This is a genomic window from Salegentibacter sediminis (assembly GCF_002078605.1).
In the GTDB taxonomy this organism is placed as follows: Bacteria; Bacteroidota; Bacteroidia; order Flavobacteriales; family Flavobacteriaceae; genus Salegentibacter; species Salegentibacter sediminis.
Genome location: NZ_MSJR01000002.1, coordinates 96503 through 117644, shown reverse-complemented (window position 1 = coordinate 117644; position 21142 = coordinate 96503). Strand labels below are relative to the sequence as shown.

The following is a 21142-nucleotide window of genomic DNA, read 5'->3' as shown; positions in this document are numbered from 1 at the left end:
TTCTTACGGGTAGCGCGGTGTGTACTGTTAATGCAAATGTACAACAATTGTTGTAATAATTTATCCTATTTTCAATTTGGTTGCTCATTTTTTAAAATTCTCACACAAACATCTGTTGCAACAGCCCTTTTTTAAAGCTTTGCGTTTTTTCTATTTGGTGCGAAACCGCTTCTATTTTTTTATCAAGGGCAGATAAAAAATCTGCTATTTTCTGTTGTTCTTTTTCGGAAGGAAAGGGAACATTAAACTTTTTCAAATCTCCACCATTTATAGAATTTATAGTAGCCCCTAAATTTCTATGCACCTCCTTTTTATAGATAGGAGAATCGAAATAATGAAACAGGAATAAATTAAAAGAGCTTCTATAGATAGTCATAAAAGCGCCAAATGCCAGTCCTTCATCGTGTTTATTGATTATTGCATTTTTACCTATTAATCTTTTGCTCCCGTTCCTTACACAGATTAAAATATCATTTTCTTTTACAGGATTATAGGATTCTACATTTACATAAACATTATCATTAAAATGCAATCTTCTGTTTTGGACATTTGAAGATCTTAGAACCAGGGTTCCGTCTTCTACGATATCTTTAGGACTGTAAGTTAAACCTGAAACAATTTTTCCCACCTCTCCCAGTCTCTTTCTCTCCCACTCCGGATACTCCTTTCCATCCTCCTCCCCTTCGACTCCTTTCAGGGCAGGTTTAAACCTCACCTCCTGCGAAAACAGTTTTTGCATCACGCCTTTTTTATAGGTCTCTAAAAGGGCTTTTTTGCGGGTGAGCTGTTGGATCTTTTTATCTACCGCTGAGAGGAAAGACGCGATTTTTTGTTGTTCGGCATTCGAAGGAAGAGAAATTTTATAACCAGCTAATTGAGGTGCTGTTAATTGAGGAACTCCTGTGCTTTCAACAAACCAATTAATACGATTTATTGCAAATTCAAAGAAATAGATATTCTCCTTGTTTTTAGGTTTTAATACAAGTAGCCTCACAATTGGATAAAATTGATGATTTCGCGCGTGCGCAATTCCGATATTCACACCTCTTCCAGCAACTGTTATAGTCCCAGCCTCAACAGTGTAAATGTTGGAATATCCATAAAAACCTTTATCCTTTTCTGCATTCGCATAAATGGGATACTGAAACTTCTCATTTTTATATGGGCTGATATTTTCTTTTTTTATATCTCCTCCAGCATTAATTTGAAAAACTTTACCCAATTTTTTTTCAGACCATTCAGCAGTAAATTCTTTAAATCTTAGTTTAGGAACAGTCTTAATTTTGACCTTCTGTAATATTTCTGCCTCCATCTTAAAAAGGTTGTTCAATTCCTAATTGCTTACAGAAATCGGCTATTTCAGCATCGGTTTCCCTCATATCCTGCTCCAAAGTTTTTAAGTCTGCAGCAACAGCATTAATATCCACGGGCTCTTCTTCTTCAAAAGTGTCTACATAGCGAGGAATGTTGAGGTTATAATCGTTTTCCTTTACTTCAGCCAAAGAAGCAACGTAGCTATATTTGTCTGTAGTTTTTCGCTTTCTATAAGTGTCAACGACCTTCTCGACATCCTCTTCCCGCAGGTAATTTTGGGTTTTTATCTTTTCATAATGCTCACTGCTGTCAATGAACAAAATGTCTTTGCTATGCTTCCGGTTTTTCTTCAGCACAAGAATGCAGGTGGGGATTCCTGTTCCGTAGAAGATATTCGCAGGTAAACCAATCACCGCGTCAAGATAATTTTTGTCCTGGATGAGATATTTACGAATGTGGCCTTCGGCCGCACCGCGAAAGAGTACGCCGTGTGGCAATACACAAGCCATGGTACCGGTATCAGAAAGCTGATGCACCATATGCTGCACAAAGGCGAAGTCGGCTTTGGTTTTTGGCGCGAGTTTTCCGTAGGCTGCAAAGCGGTCGTCACTCATAAATAACGGGCTCGCGCTCCATTTTGCAGAGAACGGCGGATTGGCGACTATGGCTTCAAAGCGTTCATCAAAATGATCGGGCGACGGGTTCTCCAGGGTATCTTCATTGTAGATGTCAAAGCGCTTGTAATGCACATCGTGCATGATCATGTTCATCCTGCAAAGGTTGTAGGTGGTAGGGTTGCTCTCCTGTCCATAAAAAGCGCCAACTTCGGCTTCCTTGGAAACGCGCAGCAACAAAGAGCCGGAACCGCAGGTAGGATCATAGACATTTTTCACCTGGCCTTTCCCCAGCGTCACCAGCTTTGCCAGCACTTTACTTACTTGTTGGGGCGTATAGAATTCCCCGGCTTTTTTTCCAGCACCCGAGGCAAATTTGCCAATCAGGTATTCGTAGGCATCTCCTAAAACATCATTTTCGGTGTTCTCCAGGTCAAAATCCACCTGGTCGAGATGGGTGAGCACTTTTACAATTAGTTCATTTTTGGCTTCTTCAGTTTTTCCAAGTTTACTGCTGGTAAGGTCCAGGTCTTCAAAAAGATTCCCGAAATCTTCCTCGCTTTCGCTGCCCATGGTGCTTTGTTCGATATTCCGAAGCACTTTGTCCAGGTCGGCCAGGATAAATTTGCTCTTTCCGTTTCCGTTACCCCGGCGGGCCAGTTCGCTAAAGAGTTCTGAAGGTTTGAGAAAGTAGCCAAGGTGCATCAAGGCATCTTCTTTAACAGCTTCCAGGAAAAGGTTTTCCTGAGGATGGCCTTCCAGTTGCCGAAAAGTGAGGTTATCCGGCTTCAGGATCTTATCGGCATGCAATTCCATCTTCCGGCTAAGGTACTTGTAAAAGATAAAGCCTAATATATAATCCCGGAATTCATCGGCTCCCATTTTTCCCCGCAGGGTATTGGCAATGTTCCAGAGCTGATTTTCCAGTTGTTGTTTCGATTGGGTCATAAAATAAGTTGCATATTTTTATATCCCATAATCTACCAGAATTTATAGCAGAAAATAGTATATTGAGTGTAGGGATTGTAAATCTAAAAATTTTCTTAATGCCTTGAAAGGTTTTTCCGTAAATTCATAAATAAGGGAACCCGCAAAGAGTACCTACTTTGCTAGCACAAAGTCTCTTTTGTTTGATACTCATTTTGAAAAGAGCTTGGGTTTTAAAAAATAAAGGATTAACTGCGTTGATCCCGGGGGGGGGGGAACCTGCAAAGAAAACCCACCCCGCTACCGCGGGGAGTTTTTTGTTTTGCGCTCATGCTGCAAAGCGAGCTTTCATTATAAAAAGGAAGGGATTAACTGCGTTGATCCCGGGGGAGGTACCAACAAAGCTTGAAATGCTTCAGGCTCCGCCTGAAATCATTTTCTTTTTAAACCAGCCTTTCAAACTGCGTTTGAGGCTGGTTTAAAAAGAAAATGCTTCCCCTTTCAGGGAAGCATTTCAGGCTTTGCGGAGGAAGAGGGATTCGAACCCCCGGAGGTGTGACCCTCAACAGTTTTCAAGACTGCCGCATTCGACCACTCTGCCATTCCTCCTTAGCGGATGCAAATATAATAAGCTTTTTCAATTACACCCAATAAAAACTTCATGTTTTTTAGCCGCTTTTGCAGCTAATTAATTTTCAGCTACTAAGCGCAAAAAAAAATTAGTTGTTTTGTTCGCTTTTCCTAACTTTAGCTGAAAATCCCTTCCCGATGAAAAATTTTTATGCCTTTATGATCCTGCTGCTTAGTTTAGCTACCTTGAACGCCCAAAATAAAGATCGCATGGAACAGGACTGGCCCAATCTTCAGAAATATCATAAGGAGAATCAGAAGCTTAAAGATGCAGGTAAAAAACCCCTTGCCGTTTTTATGGGAAATTCCATTACCGAAGGCTGGGTAAATACCCATCCCGAATTCTTCAGCAAGAATAATTTTATAGGCCGCGGCATAGGAGGTCAAACCACCCCGCAGATGCTCATTCGCTTCACCCCCGATGTGATCGACCTGAAGCCTGAAGTGGTGGTTATCCTGGCCGGCACTAATGACATTGCCGGCAATACCGGAGCCTCTTCCGTAAAAATGATCACCGATAATATTAAGGCTATGGCTCAACTGGCCCGGGCCAACGGGATAAAAGTGGTGCTGAGCTCCATTCTTCCGGTTTACGATTATCCCTGGCAACCCGGAATTAACCCGGTAGAGAAAATTGCTGCAGTAAATAAATGGATGGAAAATTATGCCTTGGAAAATGAGCATACCTATCTCGACTATTTCCCCGCTCTGGCCAATGAAAAGAAAGGAATGAAATCTGAATACGCCGAAGACGGTGTTCATCCTACCAAAAAAGGCTATGCGGTTATGGAGCCTCTTGTTCATGAAGCCGTGAAAAAGGCGCAGCAATCTAAATAGAAGAAATTTATTCCAGGTATCCTGTTTTCGGTGCGAGCCCTTGATTATTAATGCTGAAAACCCCTATCTTGGGACTTTTTAAAACAATTACTTAAACTATGAAATGAGCATAACGCGATTTCATTACAAACACAAAAAATTATATGCGAATTGCATAGGACAATTAAAAATCAATAAGTATCAACCTATGAAACAAATATTGTTATGCGCCCTTACCGCAGGGCTTGTTAGTTGCGGTGTGCATCAAAAGAATGTAGAAAACGCAGATCCTATGGAGTATGCCAACAGCATTACCTCTCAGGAGCTAAAAGATCACCTCTATGTCTTCGCCGGAGATGAGTTTGAAGGTCGCGATACCGGGGAACCGGGCCAAAAGAAAGCCGCCGAATATCTTCGTGCCGAATTTATTAATTTAAATATCCCTTCGCCCGCGGGGGTAGAGAATCATTACCAGAGTATCCCTACTGAATTTTTCGATGGAAAACTGAAGGCCTCCGAAAACGTCCTGGGATATATCGAAGGAAGTGAATTTCCTGAGGAAGTACTGGTAATCACCTCTCACTATGACCACGTAGGCATTGATGAGGAAGGAAATATCTATAACGGCGCCGATGATGGCGGCTCCGGCCCCATGGGAGTTATCGAAATCGCTGAAGCCTTTGCTGAAGCCAGAAGAGATGGATACACCCCAAAGCGCTCTATTCTTTTTATGTTGTTAACCGGAGAGGAAAAAGGCCTTTTAGGATCAAAATATTATATTGAAAATCCTGTTTTTCCACTTGAAAATACCGTTGCCAACCTTAATGCCGATATGATTGGACGAATTGACGCCGAACACGAGGGCAACGAAAACTATATTTATTTAATCGGGAGTGATAAACTCAGCACCGAGCTGCATGAACTCAGCGAAAACGTGAATTCAGAATATATGAATATGGACCTGGATTACACCTATAATGATGAGAATGACCCTAATCGTTTTTACTACAGAAGCGATCATTACAATTTTGCCAAAAACAATATCCCGGTGATCTTTTATTTTAACGGAGTACACCCCGATTATCACCAACATACCGATACCCCGGAAAAAATTGAATATGAGGCCTTAAAGAACCGCGCTCAGTTAATTTTTCTAACCGCCTGGGAAATCGCCAACCGCGATGAACGCCTGGTAGTAGATAAAGCCGCAGAAACCGAAGAATAAGCTGCGTTCAAAACTTAGGATAAGCCCCGTTTTTTCGGGGCTTTTTCTTTCTCTCTAATCAATCTATTGATTATCAGACTATGGCAGATTCCAATAATTTATTACCTTGTAAAAAATTATCACAGTAAAATGATCGATTTCGACCAGGAAACCTGGATTTATCTCGCCATTATCGCGGTTTTTCTAGTTGTTTTTATGTGGAACTCACGCCGCGCCAAACAAAACAGGAAAGCCCGCAAAAATGAAAACTTTAGAAGACGCTATCTGGCACGCCGGAAAAAACAACAGTCTGAAACAGAAAACCAGGTCTAAGTTTTCATAAAGCTTTATACGGGATACTTTTTTCACTTCCTTTTGTACCTTTGGGGGAAATAGCATTTATGAAAATTTACACAAAAACGGGAGATAAGGGAACCACGTCTCTTTTTGGAGGAACCCGCGTTCCCAAACATCATATCCGCATAGAAAGTTACGGCACGGTAGACGAACTGAACTCCTATATAGGATTAGTCCGCGATCAAAAGATAGATAAACAAACCCATAAGATCCTGATAAAAATCCAGGATCGCCTCTTTACTATTGGATCGATGCTGGCCACCGAACCAGAAAAAGCCACCCTGAAAAGCGGAAAAGAAAGGCTGAATATCCCCAAGATTACTGCCGAAGACATTGAAGTCCTCGAAAAGGAAATGGATAAGATGAACGAAAACCTTCCTGAGATGACTCATTTTGTACTTCCGGGAGGGCATCAAAGCGTGTCATTCTGTCACATAGCGCGTTGTGTTTGCCGTCGTGCAGAACGCATGGCTACAGCTTTATATGAAATTGAAAAATTTGATGAAAGGCTGCTGCAATACCTCAACCGACTTTCTGACTACCTCTTTGTACTGGCACGGAAGTTGAGCCACGACTTGCAGGCTGATGAGATAAAATGGATCCCTCCAAAATCCTGATCAGAGCATCAGTTGGTTTTTAAAATTAAATTTTCCATTGAAAGTTCTAATTTTAGAAAAAGTTCTTATATTATTGAGGAAATAATAGATTTTTTTCTTTGCTATATCAGTAAAAAATTTATTTTTGCAAAAATAAAAAACCCGATTAACCAATGTACTGGACTTTAGAATTAGCATCATACTTAAGCGATGCACCATGGCCGGCAACCAAAGATGAGTTAATTGATTATGCAATCAGGACCGGAGCCCCTTTAGAGGTTGTGGAAAACCTGCAGGCTATTGAAGATGAAGGAGATTCTTACGATTCTATTGAAGAGATTTGGCCCGATTATCCTACTGACGAAGATTATCTTTGGAATGAGGATGAATATTAGAAAACACGCAAAAAAAATAGAAAAAAGTCTCCAAAGCGAGGCTTTTTTTTTGCGTACATTTGAACCTTATTAAACGTAAAAACTATTATGAGTTTTTTAGATTCTGTATTAAAAGTATTTGTAGGCGATAAGTCCAAAAAAGACATCAAGGAAATAACTCCTATAGTAGACAAGATCAAAGCCCTGGAGCCCGATTTCGAAAAGCTAAGTCTTGATGAACTAAGAGGGAAAACCACCCGGTTTAAAGAGCAAATCGCCGAGGCTTTAAAAGAGGTAAACGCTCAAATCGCCGATCTGGAAAAAGAGGCCGACGAGTCTGATGATATCACCCGAAAAGAAGATATTTACGCCGAAATTGATGCTTTAAAAGATAAAGCCTACGAAATTTCAGAAAAGGTTCTTAACGATATTCTTCCCGAGGCTTTCGCTACGGTAAAAGAAACCGCCAAACGATTTTATCACAATACCGAGCTTAAGGTTACCGCTTCAGAATATGACCGGGAACTTTCAGCAGAAAAAGATTATATCACCCTGGATGGGGATCATGCAATTTGGAGTAATTCCTGGGATGCCGCAGGAAAACCCATCACCTGGGATATGATACACTATGATGTTCAGCTCATTGGTGGGGTTGCTATGCACCAGGGAAAAATTGCAGAGATGCAAACGGGGGAAGGTAAAACCCTTGTGGCTACGCTCCCAATGTACCTTAACGGCCTAACCGGAAACGGAGTGCACCTGGTAACGGTAAATGATTACCTGGCCAAGCGTGATAGCGCCTGGATGGCTCCTATTTTTCAGTTTCACGGTTTAAGCGTAGATTGTATAGACTACCACCGCCCTAATTCGGCGGCCAGAAGAAAAGCCTATAATGCCGACATCACCTACGGTACCAATAATGAATTCGGTTTTGATTATTTAAGAGACAATATGTCTCATGCGCCCGATGACCTGGTACAACGCCCTCATAATTACGCTATTGTCGATGAGGTGGATTCTGTACTGGTAGATGATGCCCGTACCCCCCTTATTATTTCAGGACCTATCCCTAAGGGAGACGTTCACGAATTCGACCAGCTGAAACCTGCCATCTCCTCTATTGTTGAAAAGCAGCGCAGCCACCTTACCAAAGTGCTGGCCGAAGCCAAAAAACTAATCAAAGAAGGCGAAACCAAAGAAGGAGCTTTCCTATTATTAAGAGTCTACCGCGGACTTCCGAAGAATAAAGCGCTTATTAAATTCCTTAGTGAGGAAGGGATCAAGCAGTTACTGCAAAAGACCGAAAATCACTACATGCAGGACAACAACAGGGAAATGCCTAAAGTTGATGAAGACCTGCTTTTTACTATCGAGGAGAAAAACAACCAGATAGACCTCACCGATAAGGGTATTGAATTCCTTTCGGGAAAAGATGACCCCGATTTCTTCGTGATGCCTGAAATAGGCATGGAAATCGCCAAAATTGAAAAAGAAGAACTTCCTAAAGAAGAGGAAGCCGAGAAAAAAGAAGAGCTTTTCCGCGAATACAGCGTGAAAAGTGAACGTATACACACCCTGCGCCAATTACTTAAAGCTTATACCCTATTCGAAAAAGATACCGAGTATGTGGTGATTGATAACAAGGTGAAGATCGTAGATGAACAAACCGGGCGTATCATGGAAGGCCGTCGTTACAGTGACGGGCTGCACCAGGCAATTGAGGCCAAGGAAAATGTAAAGATTGAAGATGCTACCCAAACCTTTGCTACGGTAACCCTTCAGAATTATTTCAGGATGTACCGCAAGCTTTCCGGGATGACGGGTACTGCGGTAACCGAAGCCGGGGAATTCTGGGAGATCTATAAACTGGATGTTGTTGAAATTCCAACCAACCGTCCCATTGCCCGTGATGATAAAGAAGATTTAGTTTACAAGACCAAACGTGAAAAATACAATGCAGTTATAGACCACGTTACCGAACTTTCCCGTGCAGGAAGACCAGTGCTTATAGGTACCACTTCTGTAGAAATTTCAGAATTGCTAAGCCGTATGCTGAAACTTCGCCAGGTACCGCATAACGTGCTTAATGCGAAATTGCATAAAAAAGAGGCCGATATTGTGGCTGAAGCCGGTAAATCGGGAATTGTAACCATAGCCACCAACATGGCAGGTCGTGGAACCGATATTAAATTGAGCCCTGAGGTTAAAGAAACAGGTGGTCTGGCCATTGTAGGTACAGAGCGCCATGATTCAAGACGTGTAGACAGGCAGTTAAGAGGTCGTGCCGGACGACAGGGAGATCCCGGAAGTTCTCAGTTCTATGTTTCGCTGGAGGATAACCTGATGCGTTTATTTGGTTCAGAAAAAATCGCGAAACTCATGGATAGAATGGGGCTGGAAGAAGGCGAGGTAATTCAGCACTCCATGATCTCCAAATCCATTGAGCGGGCCCAGAAAAAAGTAGAAGAAAACAACTTCGGAATTCGTAAGCGTTTGCTGGAGTATGATGATGTGATGAATGCCCAGCGGGAAGTGATCTACAAGCGTCGCTACCATGCCTTATTTGGGGAACGCCTGCGCGTTGATATCGCCAATATGATTTTTGATACTTCTGAGGCCATCACCGAAGGAAATAAAATAGCTCAGGATTTCAAAAACTTTGAGTTTGAACTTATACGCTACTTCTCTATGAGTTCCCCGGTTACCGAGGATGAATTCGAGAAAATGGGTGTACAGAAGATCGCCGGTGAAGTTTATAAAAATGCCTATAAACATTACCAGGAGAAGATGGAGAATAGTGCCGAAAAGGCCTTCCCTGTCATTAAGCAGGTATATGAAGGGGATAACAAGTTTGAGCGAATCTCTGTTCCTTTTACCGATGGGCAAAAAACCCTTCAGGTAGTCACAAATCTGGAGAAAGCCTACGAAACCCAAGGAGCTCAACTGGTAAAAGATTTCGAAAAGAATATCACCCTGGCAATTATTGATGATGCCTGGAAAACTCACCTTCGCAAGATGGACGAGTTAAAACAGAGTGTACAACTGGCAGTTCACGAACAAAAAGATCCGCTTCTTATTTATAAATTCGAAGCTTTCGAATTATTCAAAGCAATGATAGACCAGGTGAATCGGGATGTTATTTCTTTCCTCTTCAAGGGAGAAATTCCGGAAGGAAATGTATCTAATATTTCTGAGGCAAGACAACCAAAGAAAAAAGAAAATCTGGAAACCCAGAAAGACGAGATTCCTAATATGGATGAACGCGCCGCTCAAAACCGTGCCGCGGGCCAAACGCAGCAACGCCGTCCCCAGGTTACCGAAACCATTACCAGGGACCAGCCCAAAATTGGCCGTAACGATAAGGTAACCATCAAAAACGTGATGAGTGGAGAAAACAAGACTATGAAATTCAAACAAGCCATCCCACTTTTAGATAAAGGAGATTGGGTGCTGGTAGACCAATAGTTTTCTTAAAAATTAATACCGAAGAATCCCGGAGCTGTAGCTTCGGGATTTTTGTTTTAAGGAGAAACTGATTTTTTTTCTATTTTTAACTTAACCAACCAATTCCAAAAAATGAAGAATTACGCTATCGAGATCAAATGGGGAATCATCTTTTTTGTTGTTTCCCTGCTATGGATGTTTTTTGAAAAAGCCATGGGGTGGCATGATGCGCTTATCTCCCAGCATGCCATGTACACCAATTTCTTCGGCCTTTTAGCCATTGCTATCTATCTCTTTGCTATTTACGATAAACGAAAGAATTATTTTCAGGGTAAAATGACCTGGAAACAGGGTTTCGTGTCGGGGATAATACTCAGCATTGTAGTGGCAATACTTTCTCCCCTGGGACAATACATCACTCACGAGTTCATCACTCCTGATTATTTTGAAAATGCCATCGCCTACAGTACAGAAAACAGTAGGATGGAACAGGAAGACGCCGAAGCTTATTTTAACCTACAATCCTACATCATACAATCGGTGTCGGGAGCGCTAATGATGGGGGTGGTTACCTCTGCTATCGTTGCGCTTATTTTAAAACGGAAATAAATTTAGCGCCTTAATTTCAGTAATAGATCTGGATCGGGACAATTGCGCAGGTAAAAATCCAGATCCCGTCTTGAAGCCACTCCCGGGAAGTCCCCTATCTTATCTTCCAGGTGACCGATGATCTGAAAATGAAGATGCGGTGCATAATCCCCGTTTTCTCCTGCCGTCCCCAGCTCCCCTATCTTTTCCCCTTGTTTAAATTCCTGGCCGGGTTTCAGATTTTCCAGGGATTTCCGACTAAGATGACCATACAGAGAAAAGAATTTATCGCCATTAAGACTGTGTTCAAGAATAATGGTTGGACCATAATCCCCAAAATTCGCATTATCCTTAAAACTATGAATTTTTCCATCCAGCACTGCCAGGACAGCGGTGTAGGCCGGTGCCCAAAAATCCATTCCCATATGAATATCCCGGTCATCCTCAAGATGACTAAAAAGCTCACTGCGTTTATAGAGTTTTCTAATCTCAGAGTACCCGCCAAAGGCCACCTTTTTCCCCGTGTGCTTCAGATAATCATCTATGAATTTCGAAAAGGATTCTGAAGAGGAAATATCGATTTTCTCAAGTTCCTCGTTGGTTGCCGAAAGATCTATCGCGATATAATCCTCTGGGGTAAAACTGGTATCCAGCACACTGGTAAAGCGTTGTGTAAGGTTCCAGATAAACTTTTCAAATCCTGCTCTCTCCATCTTTTTAGCTTTTAAATCAAAAACCCGCAACAAAAGCTGCAGGTTTTGATTTTCCAAAAATAAGCGCTGGATTTTAATTTAGCAACACATCGCTAAAACTTGCTTTAATTGTTACCGAAGCATTCGCATCACGGGTCTTATTATAGCCGTTAAGGCTTTCGTTATCATAGGAGTTGCTGCTTTTAAGCTTTAGAGCTGCAGGCGTTTTGATCTTGCTCTTTGTACCATTATAACTAAAATTATAGGCAACATCTGGCAAAGACAATTCCATATCGCTGTTCTCGAGACTCACATCCAGGTTTTTAAATCCGGGTTGCAGTTTGCCGATCTTTAACTTCCCAAAACTTCCACTAAGTATCCCGGTTTCCCCTATCTCATTAAAAAAGATATCGCTGGATTTAGAGTCGAGTTTTATGCTTCGGGCTTTATCAATTTTAAAGTCTTTCACATATCTCGTACTCAACACCCCATAATCCCAGGTTTTAATCTTTACAGGAGTATAGGCTACTTTGATTTCGGTTTGTTTACCGCCAATGGTATTTGCTTTAAAGCGACTATGAGAAAGATCGGCTTTTAGATCTTTGGTGGTTCCGCTAAGGTTTACATCTCCGTGGCGAACATCCAGATTTAATTTGGCGTTTTTAGGGATGTTTAGCTTCAGGGTCTTTTTAGCCCCACCATCCTTACTTTTTAGCACCTTGATCATTCCTGGTTCCCCATTACCAGCTTCCATATCTGCTTCAAACTGCTGGGCCCATTTTTCCATATCCTCTCCAAAAGTTTCACCCCAGGCTTCCATTTTCTTTCCGAACTCTTCGCCCCAGGCTTCCATATCTTTTCCGAAGTTTTCTCCCCAAACTTCCATATCCATCTCAAATTTCTTCATCTTCGGATTATTCTCAAACTGCTGCCCCCATTCTTCCATTGCCTTTTCGAAATCCTCGCCAAAGTTTCCTTCCATCTCCTTTTCAAATTTTTCGAGATATTTATCGCCGTCTTTTCTATAGGCTTCATAATCGAATTTAATATTGCCCATACTTTCGGCAAATTCAGGCGGAAGTGGATTGTCGGTAAGGCTTTCCAGCATAGGCCCCAGGTTTTCCAAAAGCGGACCGAGCATTTCAGGCAATTGCGCTAAAGGTTCCTCCAGGGCTTGCATACTCTTTTCCCAATTAACAACTACGGGTCCAGAGGTGATCTCTACTTTTCCTGCCGAAGTTTTAATTTGAGGTTTCCAGTCTTCGATAAGCTTTTTACGGGCTTCCTCATCCATCCCTTCGGTATCCAGAAGCGCTTCCACTCTTACTTCATTCTTATCCCAGTAATCCACCACAATATTGGTATGACTGCTGTTAATCTCTATTTCGGCATCAGAGTTGACCTTATAAGTTTTATCTAAGGTTTTGGTTTGGGCAAACGCGACGGCACTGATGAATGCCAGTATCGCGAATAAATTATACCTGATAGTTTTCATATTGTTCGTCTTTTGATTGATTGATTTCCTTTAATTTATTCTTTAATTTATAGAGCAGTTCCAACCTAAGCTGAAGGTTACCGATCATGGCATCGATACTTTGCTCATTGGGACCATTTTTGCTTATTTCCATATTCAGGCGCTGATATTCTTCATCCAGATCTGCCAGTTGTTCCATAAAAGAATTGATAAGATCCCGGTTCTCGTCATTGATATCAATTTTAGCCAGTTCCATATTCAAACTCGCCAGATAGAAATTCTCGATTTTCTTGAATTCAGGCGAAACTTCACTCAGCTGAAATTGTTTCTTTGCCGGAGTTTCAGGGCTGGCCTGTTCCTTCTGATCTTCTACCTCCGTTTCGACAACTGCGGGTTCATTGCTGAATTCATTAGGCTGAAGCAGGTAAAAACCAATCCCCAGGGCTACTACCAACACAGCCGCTATTTTCATAAAGAAATAAAGCTGATTGTTCTTTGAGCTTTCAGGAAAGGCTTCATCCAGCCTGGCCTCAAAGCGTTTTTTATGCCCCTTTGGTAATTTTTCGGGAGTATGGGGGGCTTCGTTCTTAAACATTTCCCTAATATCCTGTTCCATGTCTTTGTGATTTTAATTCTTCCTGCAATTTTTTCTTTCCCCGGTGCACCAATGTTCTTGAGGCCACCTGGCTTATTTCCATTATTTCTGAAATCTCTTCGTGATCATAACCTTCCATCAAAAACAACATTAATGGGTATCTGTATTTTTCGGGGAGATTTTCCATGCATTTTTTAATCTGCTCCAGGCTTACCCCTTCTTCTACCTTCCAGTTTTCATTTTCATCTACCGAGCTTAACACCTGTTCGTTGATGGCCACCAGTTCCAGTTTCTTAGCCTTTAGCTTGTCAATACATTTATTGATAACTATTTTCTTAAGCCAGGCACCAAAACTAACCTCCCCGGTGAACTGATTAAGCTTCGCGAAGGCCTTTATAAATGCCTCCTGCATTGCGTCTTCGGCTTCAAAACGATCTTTCATAAACCGGTAGGCCACATAATACATGCCTTCGCTGTACTTGTTGTAGAGCTTTAGCTGGGCCCTGCGGTCATTTTGTTTACAAGCCTCTATTAATTGATGTTGTATCAAAATTTAAACTGATTGGTTACTATAAAGACGAAAGTTTTTTTGCAATGTTGCAATCCTGTTTATTTTTTTGAAATTAGTTAAAATCAACTTATAATGCCTAAATTTAATATGACAGAAGAAAAAATAAGAGAAGATTACAAGCTGTATTTAGTTTCTCCGGAAAAAAAATTGCAATGAATTCTACCCTCAAAACCACATTAAAGATCGTAGGCATTATCCTGGTATTATCGACCGCGATAATTTATTTTCTTCGAACTACCACCAAAACGCATAGTCCCGAGGAGACCGTAACTTTTTCAAAAGGAGATTTAGAACTGGAAGTGTTTTATAACAGGCCTTATAAAAAAGACCGGGTGATTTTTGGAGAGCTGGTTCCATATAATGAAGTATGGCGAACCGGTGCTAATGAAGCCACAACTTTTACCACCAATAAGGATATTCTTGTAGATGGGTCAGATCTAGAAGCCGGAAAATATACCCTCTGGACTATCCCTATGGAAGAATCCTGGAAGGTGATCTTTAATTCCAGGATGTATCCCTGGGGTATTGATCTTGAGGAAAAAGCATACCGGGATCCCGAATATGATGTGCTGGTGCTCGAAGTGCCTGTGAATAAATCGGACAAGAGTATCGAACAATTCACTATCCTCTTCGAGGAAGCCAATGATCTTATTTTTATGGTATTATCCTGGGATAAAACCAGAATCGCAGTGCCTATAAAAGAAAAAGAGCCGTCTTCCAACGGCTCCTGATCTTTTCTTCACGAAAGCGTACATTAATCTTCGTCTACCAACAAATTAAGAGTCACATCAATATTATCGCGGGTTGCCCGGGAATAAGGACAAATCTCGTGAGCCTCATTGATGAGTTTCTCTCCTGTTTCCACATCAACCCCGGGGATATAGCAATCAAGTATTGCTGCAAGCTGGAGCTGGTCTTCTTCAGTTTTACCAAGGTCTATTATAGCCGTTACGCTAAAATCACCAAGGTCTACCTTGTGATCTTTAGCTACTGCTTCCAAAGCACTTCCGAAGCAGGCAGAATATCCGGCTGCGAAAAGTTGTTCGGGATTACTGAATTTTCCCCCTTCGCCTCCCAGGCTTTTAGGCATACTTAGTTTCATATCTAAAACGCCATCATCACTGGTGGTGTGCCCGTGTCTGGCTCCCTTGGTTGTTACGTTGGCTGTGTACAATGTTTTCATCTTCTTGATTTTAATTAACTTTATTGTCTGCTTCAATATAACAAGCAAAAAATACCGGGGCAAAAAATGAATTCATAAATTTGTCATAAATAAACTCAGCTTGGCTAAAAAAACCACTCCTTCTGCGCTACACGAATCAGGTTCTGAAAAGTCTGCGGTAAGCGTGAATTCAGATGCGGCTAAAAAATTTAAAGCCCGCCGAAAACATACGCTTTCAGAAGAAGATTTGCTCACAAAACTCCTTGAAGGGAACAAAGCGGCCCTGGGAAGAGCCATTACCCTTATCGAAAGCAACCAGCCAAAACATAGCAGGAAAGCAGAGCTTCTTATTGAAGGCGCACTGGCCCACGCTCAAAAATCGATACGGATAGGAATTACAGGAGTACCCGGAGTGGGAAAAAGCACTTTTATTGAGAGTTTCGGCACTTACCTTATAAAACAAGGCAAAAAGGTGGCTGTACTGGCGGTAGACCCCAGCAGTACAGTGTCCAGGGGAAGCATCCTGGGCGATAAAACCCGGATGGAAAACCTGGTAAAAGAGAAAAACGCCTTTGTGAGGCCTTCTCCTTCGGGCGAATCTCTGGGGGGAGTGGCGAGAAAATCAAGGGAAAGCATTTTGTTATGTGAAGCCGCAGGTTTTGATGTTATACTCATCGAAACCGTGGGCGTGGGACAGAGTGAAACCACGGTGCATAGTATGACCGACTTCTTTTTACTCCTCAAACTGGCGGGTGCCGGTGACGAGTTGCAGGGTATAAAACGCGGTATCATTGAAATGGCCGATGCTATTGTGATAAATAAGGCCGATGGCGATAATCTTAAAGCTGCCCGGGAAGCTAAAATGGAATTTAAAAGGGCTTTAAACCTCTATCCCACTAAAGAAAGTGGCTGGCAGCCCAAAGTCAACTTATGTAGTGCCTTGAAAAACACAGGAATTTCTGAGGTATGGGAGCTGATATTAAAATATATCAAACGAACAAATGCCAATGGATATTTTGAACACAATCGCCGGGAACAAAATAAATTCTGGATGTACCAGACCATAGAGGAACACCTTAAAAATCGTTTCTACAGAAATCCCGAAATACAGGAAGCATTAAAAATTCAGCTTAAGGCAATAGAAAACAATAAGACCACAGCATTCGCCGCTGCCAATGAATTGATCAGGAAATTTGAGGCATCATAAATTCTTTGTACCACTGAACCTGTTTTTCCAATCCTTCGTACAATGATATTTTTGGATCGTAAGCGATAATCTCACGGGCCTTTTCAATTTTCGCACGGGTTCGCAACTGGTCTCCGGCCCGCCTTGGTAAATGTTTTAGCCTAATTTTTTTGCCCAGGATCTCCTCGATAAATTGGATTCCCTCACGGGTAGAAAATTCTTCTTCACTCCCCAGGTTAATAATTTCAGTATTTAGTTTTTCATAATTCGTCAGGGCCTGGCTAATTCCATCCACAATATCTCCCACATAAGTAAAACTCCTTAGGTGTTCTTCACTGCCTTCAAAAAGCGGGAACTTTTCGTCCTTACTGGCACACTCAATTAACTTTGTGTATAATTTATCTGGCCGTTCCCGTGGGCCATAAACCGAATATAATCTTAGCGAAGAAGCTTTTAACTTCTCACTTCTGGCAAGAGAAAGCACCAGTTGTTCTGCTGCCAGTTTACTAACTCCGTAATTGGAGACCGGCCGGGGAACTTCAGTCTCAGTAAAAGTGGCTTCCCTCCCGTAGATGGAAGAGGTGCCAATATTAAAGAAGTGTTTCAGATTCTTATTCTGAAGGGAAAAATTCAGTAAAAGCTCTGTCGCGTATACATTATTCGAAAAATAATCATCAAAGCTGCTGTTTGCCGAGATACCCGGACGACCGGCAAAATGAAAAACAAAATCGAAATCCCGGGGCAGGTCCCGGTAATCTTCGGGCTTTCTTAAGTCCTTTTCAAAAACCTCCACATTCCTTTTCTGCAGAATTTCAGCATTTTGCCTTTTCAGGGATACATTGTAATAATCTGAAAAATTATCAATTCCACTAACCTGGTACCCGAGGTCTACAAGTTTTTCGGCCATATGTGAACCGATAAATCCTGCCACCCCGGTGATTAAAACTCTCATATAAATAAATTGGAATTATCAGCTGCAAATTACAATCTTAATTCAATTAGTCCCAAGGGGCCTTTATAGAAATTTTAAATCTCCTGTTTTTTATTAATACCTTTGCCGCCTAGTGTGATCCTTTTATGCAATACGAATTTACCATAATTGTTCCGCTCTTTAATGAGGAAGAGAACCTTTTAAGAGTTGAACAAGCCTTAAGCACCTATTTAAACAAGTCTATAAAAAAGAGCAGCGTTCTCCTGGTAAACGATGGTTCTGTAGACAACAGCCTTAGCCTTATTGAAGAAATTTGCAGCAGGCAGGAACACTTCAGGTATATTTCTTTCGATAAAAACCGCGGTTTGAGCGCGGCTATAAAAGCCGGATTTGATCATGCCGAATCCCCTTTGATTGGATATATAGATTCTGATCTCCAGACTGACCCCGATGATTTTGACCTTCTTTTAGCTGAAATAGGGGAATACGACCTTGTTACCGGGCTTAGAGCAAATCGTAAAGACAAATTTGTCAAGAATATTTCCTCGAAAATCGCCAATAATATCAGACGGAGTTTCACCAATGATGGAATGGAGGATACCGGCTGCCCCCTTAAAGTTATCAAAAGCGAATATGCCCGGAATATCCCAATGTTCCAGGGTTTACACCGGTTTTTACCGGCGATGGTCCTTTTACAGGAAGGAAAAATAAAACAGGTGCCGGTAAGACATTACCCCAGGCTCGCCGGTACACCAAAATATCATCTTTGGAACAGGTTGGGCGGACCTCTGGTAGATTGTTTTGCCTATTTGTGGATGAAGAAAAAATACATCAACTACAGGATCGAGAAAAAAGGATAGATGGAAAATTGGCAGGTTTATGCTATTGGTTTTACTGCACAAATTTTATTCTCGAGCAGGTTACTGCATCAGTGGATTCTTTCTGAAAAGCAGAGAAAGGTAGTTACCCCCGGGCTGTTTTGGAAACTTAGCCTCTTTGCCTCATTCCTGTTATTTATTTACGGCTATTTGCGCGATGACTTTGCTATTATGTTCGGGCAGGGTTTAACCTACTTTATCTACATAAGGAACCTCTACCTGCAGGGCACCTGGCAGCGCTTACCCGCCTGGTTCCAATGGCTTCTGTACTTATTTCCGCTTGGAGTAATCGGTTTCTTTTTTACTTTTAAAAGTTTCCACATCGAAAAATTATTCTTTAATGAAGATATTCCCTTCTGGCTGCTGGCTATGGGAACTTCGGCCCAGATAATCTTTAATTTCCGATTTATTTATCAGTGGTTTTTTTCAGAAAAAATCAAGCAATCTGTCCTCCCTCTCGGCTTTTGGGTGTTAAGCCTTTTTGGGGCCGGACTTATCCTCATGTATGCCATCCTGAGAAAAGATCCAGTGCTTTTTTTAGGACATATTTTAGGAAGTATCATTTATGTTAGAAACATCGTTTTAAGTCTGAAAGCTTATGCCTAAACTGCAAAAATTTCCTGATAAATATCTCCTGATACTTTTCCTGGTAGGGGCTGTAATATTTTTAACCCAGCTTGATGTTTTGTACGTAAATATCATGGAAGCCCGCAATTTTATTGCAGCCCGTGAAATGCTGGAAAAGAATAACTGGCTTCTAACCACCTTAAATGACCTTCCGCGTTATCAAAAGCCACCTTTACCCACCTGGCTCACTGCTTTAAGCGCCGGGATCTTTAGGAATTACGATCTGTATAGCATGCGTCTACCGGCTGCTCTCATGGCCATGATGCTTTTGTTTATTTTCTATGCTTTCCAGGCTTTAATCAAAATTCAGAAAAAGCAGGCCTTTTTAAGTGCACTAATTTTAGCCACCTCGTTTTACATTGTTTTCTCAGGGCGGGACGGGCAATGGGATATTTTCACCCACGCTTTTATGATGGGCAGTATATTCTTCCTGGTTAAAATCTTTCAGGAAACCAAGAAGCTTTATCGAAATGCCATTTTTGCTGCGGTTTTCTTTGCAGCCTCCCTCTTAAGTAAAGGCCCTGTATCTCTTTATGCACTCTTTTTACCATTTCTAATCGCCTATGGCCTAACTTATAATTACAGAGGATTCAGAGGAAAACGCCTTGCAGTCTTACTTTTCATAATCCTGGGAATTTTACTTGGTACCTGGTGGTTCATCTATGTGAGACTGCTCGACCCGGAAAGCTTCCTGAAGATCGCCACACAGGAAACCTCAAACTGGGCCAATTATAATATAAGACCATTTTATTATTACTGGAGTTTTGTGGTTCAAAGCGGTATCTGGACTATCCCTTCATTTGTAGCCCTTCTTTATCCTTATTTAAAGAATAAAGTTTCCAATCCCAGGGCATATAAATTCTCCTTTCTATGGACTATTGCCGCCGTGGTACTGCTCTCTGTTATTCCCGAAAAAAAATCGCGTTACCTGCTCCCGGTGCTCATTCCTATGGCAATAAATACAGGTTTTTATATTGAATATCTATTCCGGAACTTCAGAAGCCTTTCTAAGTCTGAAAGCTGGATAGTCTATTTCAACCACGGACTAATAGCTTTAATTGGGCTAATATTCCCTCTTGCGGCCTTTTTTTATCTCGATCTTACCGGATTTTGGTTTTGGTACATAGCAGTTTCTGTTACACTGTTCGGAATAGGTTTAATGATCCTTTATTTTCTGTGGAAAAAGAAATACCCCCCGGTTTTTTATCTAACAGTAAGCTTTATCGCCGGAATTATTCTTTTTGGTTTTCCACTGATGTATTCTTTCTTAAAAAACCCCCACTTCAACAATATTAGCAACCTGAAGCTATTAGCACAGGAAAAAAACTTCGAAGTTTACGAATATAAAAGTTTTACACCCGAGCTTATTTGGGAATATGGAAGTTCTATTCCAATAACAGAGGATTTACAGAGCCTGGAAAACAAAGATTCCTTCGGAATATTATTTATGGAAGAAGACAGTCTACAGGTAAAATCCCATTTTAAAAACTTCGAAATAAAGCAACGCGAACGCTACGATCTTAATTACGTTAACCCCGAAGCCGGTGGTTATAAAGACCGGTTAATAAGGGCATTCTATTTTTTAGAAAGAAGGGATTAGAGCGAAAATTTTTTCAGTAAATATTTCTGAAGCAGATAATATAAAAAGCCGAAAAAGCCTCCAATGAGAGCACCGGTTAATATATCTCCCGGATAATGCACTCCCAGGTATACTCTACTATAAGCTACCAAAGCCGCCCAAAAAAGAAGAAAATAGATCATTTTAGGAAAATACTTTCTAAAAACGAGACCCAGGAAAACAGCCACGCCAAAAGAATTGGAAGCGTGGGCCGAAAAATACCCATATTTCCCGCATCTCACCGCGACAAAACGGCTATATTCCTTTATACCTTCCTGACCACAGGGGCGTAAGCGTTGAAACCCATCCTTAAAAATATTCCCCAATTGATCGGTGGTGGTGATCAAAAGGGTCACCAGCACCAAACTTAGCAAGGTAGCCTTCCAGCCTAATTTTTTAAAGAGCAAGAAAATAAGGATAGCATAGAGAGGTATTGCGGTCCATTTATCGGTAACCAGCAACCAAAACCAATCCCATTGTTCGCTTCCCAGGTTGTTGAGAAAAAGAAACAGTTTATGATCTAATTCGATAAGACGATCCATAG

21 protein-coding genes and 1 tRNA gene are annotated in these 21142 nt (G+C 41.4%); 12 read left to right on the top strand and 10 right to left on the bottom strand.

Features of this window, described 5'->3' with window-relative positions; genetic code table 11:
* Positions 1 to 100: 100 nt before the first annotated feature.
* The 3 genes from BUW93_RS04850 to BUW93_RS04835 form a co-directional block, all read right to left on the bottom strand.
* Positions 101 to 1312 carry a restriction endonuclease subunit S gene (locus BUW93_RS04850; protein WP_081209734.1) on the bottom strand — a complete coding sequence of 404 codons (1212 nt, stop codon included), beginning with the start codon at positions 1310 to 1312 and terminating at the stop codon, positions 101 to 103.
* Position 1313: 1 nt separating this feature from the next.
* A complete protein-coding gene (locus tag BUW93_RS04845) occupies positions 1314 to 2876 on the bottom strand; it encodes a type I restriction-modification system subunit M (RefSeq protein ID WP_081209733.1) in 1563 nt (520 codons plus the stop codon).
* A 503-nt stretch (positions 2877 to 3379) separates the two neighbouring features.
* Positions 3380 to 3464, bottom strand: a tRNA-Ser gene (locus BUW93_RS04835).
* A 159-nt stretch (positions 3465 to 3623) separates the two neighbouring features.
* On the opposite strand from BUW93_RS04835, the gene BUW93_RS04830 reads away from it, so the two are divergent.
* The 7 genes from BUW93_RS04830 (at position 3624) to BUW93_RS04800 (ending at position 10885) form a co-directional block, all read left to right on the top strand.
* Positions 3624 to 4322, top strand: a complete 699-nt coding sequence (locus tag BUW93_RS04830) for an SGNH/GDSL hydrolase family protein (RefSeq protein WP_081209730.1) — start codon at positions 3624 to 3626, stop codon at positions 4320 to 4322.
* Positions 4323 to 4509: 187 nt separating this feature from the next.
* Positions 4510 to 5526: a M28 family metallopeptidase gene (locus BUW93_RS04825; RefSeq protein ID WP_081209729.1), complete on the top strand. Its 1017-nt coding sequence runs from the start codon at positions 4510 to 4512 to the stop codon at positions 5524 to 5526.
* 129 nt (positions 5527 to 5655) lie between these two features.
* A complete protein-coding gene (locus BUW93_RS04820; protein WP_081209727.1) occupies positions 5656 to 5838 on the top strand; it encodes a hypothetical protein in 183 nt (60 codons plus the stop codon).
* Positions 5839 to 5906: 68 nt separating this feature from the next.
* Entirely contained in the window at positions 5907 to 6479 is a 573-nt protein-coding gene (locus tag BUW93_RS04815; protein ID WP_081209725.1) for a cob(I)yrinic acid a,c-diamide adenosyltransferase, read from the top strand.
* A 152-nt stretch (positions 6480 to 6631) separates the two neighbouring features.
* Complete coding sequence (locus BUW93_RS04810) at positions 6632 to 6853, top strand: DUF2795 domain-containing protein (RefSeq protein WP_008272287.1); 222 nt, start codon at positions 6632 to 6634, stop codon at positions 6851 to 6853.
* An 87-nt stretch (positions 6854 to 6940) separates the two neighbouring features.
* Positions 6941 to 10297, top strand: coding sequence for a preprotein translocase subunit SecA (secA, locus tag BUW93_RS04805; RefSeq protein WP_081209724.1), 3357 nt, complete (start codon positions 6941 to 6943; stop codon positions 10295 to 10297).
* Between the two features lie 111 nt (positions 10298 to 10408).
* Positions 10409 to 10885, top strand: a complete 477-nt coding sequence (locus BUW93_RS04800; protein WP_081209722.1) for a DUF4199 domain-containing protein — start codon at positions 10409 to 10411, stop codon at positions 10883 to 10885.
* Between the two features lie 2 nt (positions 10886 to 10887).
* On the opposite strand, the gene BUW93_RS04795 is transcribed toward BUW93_RS04800, so the two are convergent.
* From BUW93_RS04795 to BUW93_RS04780, 4 genes are all read right to left on the bottom strand, one after another.
* The gene (locus BUW93_RS04795) at positions 10888 to 11577 is read right to left on the bottom strand and encodes a peptidoglycan DD-metalloendopeptidase family protein (RefSeq protein WP_081210223.1); all 690 of its coding nucleotides are present in this window, start codon (positions 11575 to 11577) and stop codon (positions 10888 to 10890) included.
* 73 nt (positions 11578 to 11650) lie between these two features.
* Positions 11651 to 13051, bottom strand: a complete 1401-nt coding sequence (locus BUW93_RS04790; RefSeq protein ID WP_081209721.1) for a hypothetical protein — start codon at positions 13049 to 13051, stop codon at positions 11651 to 11653.
* Positions 13032 to 13646, bottom strand: coding sequence for a hypothetical protein (locus tag BUW93_RS04785; protein WP_081209719.1), 615 nt, complete (start codon positions 13644 to 13646; stop codon positions 13032 to 13034). Before BUW93_RS04785 ends, BUW93_RS04790 begins: the two co-directional genes overlap by 20 nt.
* Positions 13630 to 14175 (bottom strand): RNA polymerase sigma factor, encoded by a 546-nt coding sequence (locus BUW93_RS04780; RefSeq protein ID WP_081209718.1) that lies wholly within the window; start codon positions 14173 to 14175, stop codon positions 13630 to 13632. The genes BUW93_RS04785 and BUW93_RS04780 overlap by 17 nt, the downstream gene beginning before the upstream one ends.
* Positions 14176 to 14348: 173 nt before the next feature.
* Here BUW93_RS04780 and BUW93_RS04775 point away from each other — a divergent pair, with 173 nt between their 5' ends.
* Positions 14349 to 14927, top strand: coding sequence for a DUF2911 domain-containing protein (locus BUW93_RS04775; RefSeq protein ID WP_081209716.1), 579 nt, complete (start codon positions 14349 to 14351; stop codon positions 14925 to 14927).
* Between the two features lie 23 nt (positions 14928 to 14950).
* Here BUW93_RS04775 and BUW93_RS04770 read toward each other — a convergent pair whose 3' ends face one another.
* Positions 14951 to 15379, bottom strand: a complete 429-nt coding sequence (locus BUW93_RS04770) for an organic hydroperoxide resistance protein (protein WP_081210222.1) — start codon at positions 15377 to 15379, stop codon at positions 14951 to 14953.
* Positions 15380 to 15479: 100 nt separating this feature from the next.
* Between BUW93_RS04770 and meaB the strand changes: the two genes are divergently transcribed.
* Positions 15480 to 16565 carry a methylmalonyl Co-A mutase-associated GTPase MeaB gene (meaB, locus tag BUW93_RS04765; protein WP_081209715.1) on the top strand — a complete coding sequence of 362 codons (1086 nt, stop codon included), beginning with the start codon at positions 15480 to 15482 and terminating at the stop codon, positions 16563 to 16565.
* Here the strand turns inward: meaB and BUW93_RS04760 are convergent.
* The gene (locus BUW93_RS04760) at positions 16543 to 17496 is read right to left on the bottom strand and encodes an NAD-dependent epimerase/dehydratase family protein (RefSeq protein WP_081209713.1); all 954 of its coding nucleotides are present in this window, start codon (positions 17494 to 17496) and stop codon (positions 16543 to 16545) included. The genes meaB and BUW93_RS04760 overlap by 23 nt on opposite strands.
* A gap of 125 nt (positions 17497 to 17621) precedes the next feature.
* On the opposite strand from BUW93_RS04760, the gene BUW93_RS04755 reads away from it, so the two are divergent.
* The 3 genes from BUW93_RS04755 to BUW93_RS04745 are packed head-to-tail and all read left to right on the top strand — an operon-like array spanning position 17622 to position 20580.
* Complete coding sequence (locus tag BUW93_RS04755) at positions 17622 to 18335, top strand: glycosyltransferase (RefSeq protein WP_081209712.1); 714 nt, start codon at positions 17622 to 17624, stop codon at positions 18333 to 18335.
* Entirely contained in the window at positions 18336 to 18959 is a 624-nt protein-coding gene (locus tag BUW93_RS04750; protein WP_081209710.1) for a lipid-A-disaccharide synthase N-terminal domain-containing protein, read from the top strand.
* Complete coding sequence (locus BUW93_RS04745) at positions 18952 to 20580, top strand: ArnT family glycosyltransferase (RefSeq protein WP_232778318.1); 1629 nt, start codon at positions 18952 to 18954, stop codon at positions 20578 to 20580. The genes BUW93_RS04750 and BUW93_RS04745 overlap by 8 nt, the downstream gene beginning before the upstream one ends.
* Here the strand turns inward: BUW93_RS04745 and BUW93_RS04740 are convergent.
* Positions 20577 to 21140 carry a phosphatase PAP2 family protein gene (locus BUW93_RS04740; RefSeq protein ID WP_081209708.1) on the bottom strand — a complete coding sequence of 188 codons (564 nt, stop codon included), beginning with the start codon at positions 21138 to 21140 and terminating at the stop codon, positions 20577 to 20579. The two genes, BUW93_RS04745 and BUW93_RS04740, sit on opposite strands and share 4 nt — an antisense overlap.
* Positions 21141 to 21142: the final 2 nt, after the last annotated feature.

Coding starts and splice junctions, on each gene's coding strand:
- BUW93_RS04830 (WP_081209730.1), top strand. CDS start 3,624: ATGAAAAATTTTTATGCCTTTATGATCCTGCTGCTTAGTTTAGCTACC.
- BUW93_RS04795 (WP_081210223.1), bottom strand. CDS start 11,577: ATGGAGAGAGCAGGATTTGAAAAGTTTATCTGGAACCTTACACAACGC.
- BUW93_RS04745 (WP_232778318.1), top strand. CDS start 18,952: ATGCCTAAACTGCAAAAATTTCCTGATAAATATCTCCTGATACTTTTC.
- BUW93_RS04810 (WP_008272287.1), top strand. CDS start 6,632: ATGTACTGGACTTTAGAATTAGCATCATACTTAAGCGATGCACCATGG.
- BUW93_RS04800 (WP_081209722.1), top strand. CDS start 10,409: ATGAAGAATTACGCTATCGAGATCAAATGGGGAATCATCTTTTTTGTT.
- BUW93_RS04750 (WP_081209710.1), top strand. CDS start 18,336: ATGGAAAATTGGCAGGTTTATGCTATTGGTTTTACTGCACAAATTTTA.
- BUW93_RS04770 (WP_081210222.1), bottom strand. CDS start 15,379: ATGAAAACATTGTACACAGCCAACGTAACAACCAAGGGAGCCAGACAC.
- BUW93_RS04815 (WP_081209725.1), top strand. CDS start 5,907: ATGAAAATTTACACAAAAACGGGAGATAAGGGAACCACGTCTCTTTTT.
- BUW93_RS04845 (WP_081209733.1), bottom strand. CDS start 2,876: ATGACCCAATCGAAACAACAACTGGAAAATCAGCTCTGGAACATTGCC.
- BUW93_RS04785 (WP_081209719.1), bottom strand. CDS start 13,646: ATGGAACAGGATATTAGGGAAATGTTTAAGAACGAAGCCCCCCATACT.
- BUW93_RS04775 (WP_081209716.1), top strand. CDS start 14,349: ATGAATTCTACCCTCAAAACCACATTAAAGATCGTAGGCATTATCCTG.
- BUW93_RS04755 (WP_081209712.1), top strand. CDS start 17,622: ATGCAATACGAATTTACCATAATTGTTCCGCTCTTTAATGAGGAAGAG.
- BUW93_RS04825 (WP_081209729.1), top strand. CDS start 4,510: ATGAAACAAATATTGTTATGCGCCCTTACCGCAGGGCTTGTTAGTTGC.
- secA (WP_081209724.1), top strand. CDS start 6,941: ATGAGTTTTTTAGATTCTGTATTAAAAGTATTTGTAGGCGATAAGTCC.
- BUW93_RS04820 (WP_081209727.1), top strand. CDS start 5,656: ATGATCGATTTCGACCAGGAAACCTGGATTTATCTCGCCATTATCGCG.
- BUW93_RS04740 (WP_081209708.1), bottom strand. CDS start 21,140: ATGGATCGTCTTATCGAATTAGATCATAAACTGTTTCTTTTTCTCAAC.
- BUW93_RS04850 (WP_081209734.1), bottom strand. CDS start 1,312: ATGGAGGCAGAAATATTACAGAAGGTCAAAATTAAGACTGTTCCTAAA.
- BUW93_RS04790 (WP_081209721.1), bottom strand. CDS start 13,051: ATGAAAACTATCAGGTATAATTTATTCGCGATACTGGCATTCATCAGT.
- BUW93_RS04760 (WP_081209713.1), bottom strand. CDS start 17,496: ATGAGAGTTTTAATCACCGGGGTGGCAGGATTTATCGGTTCACATATG.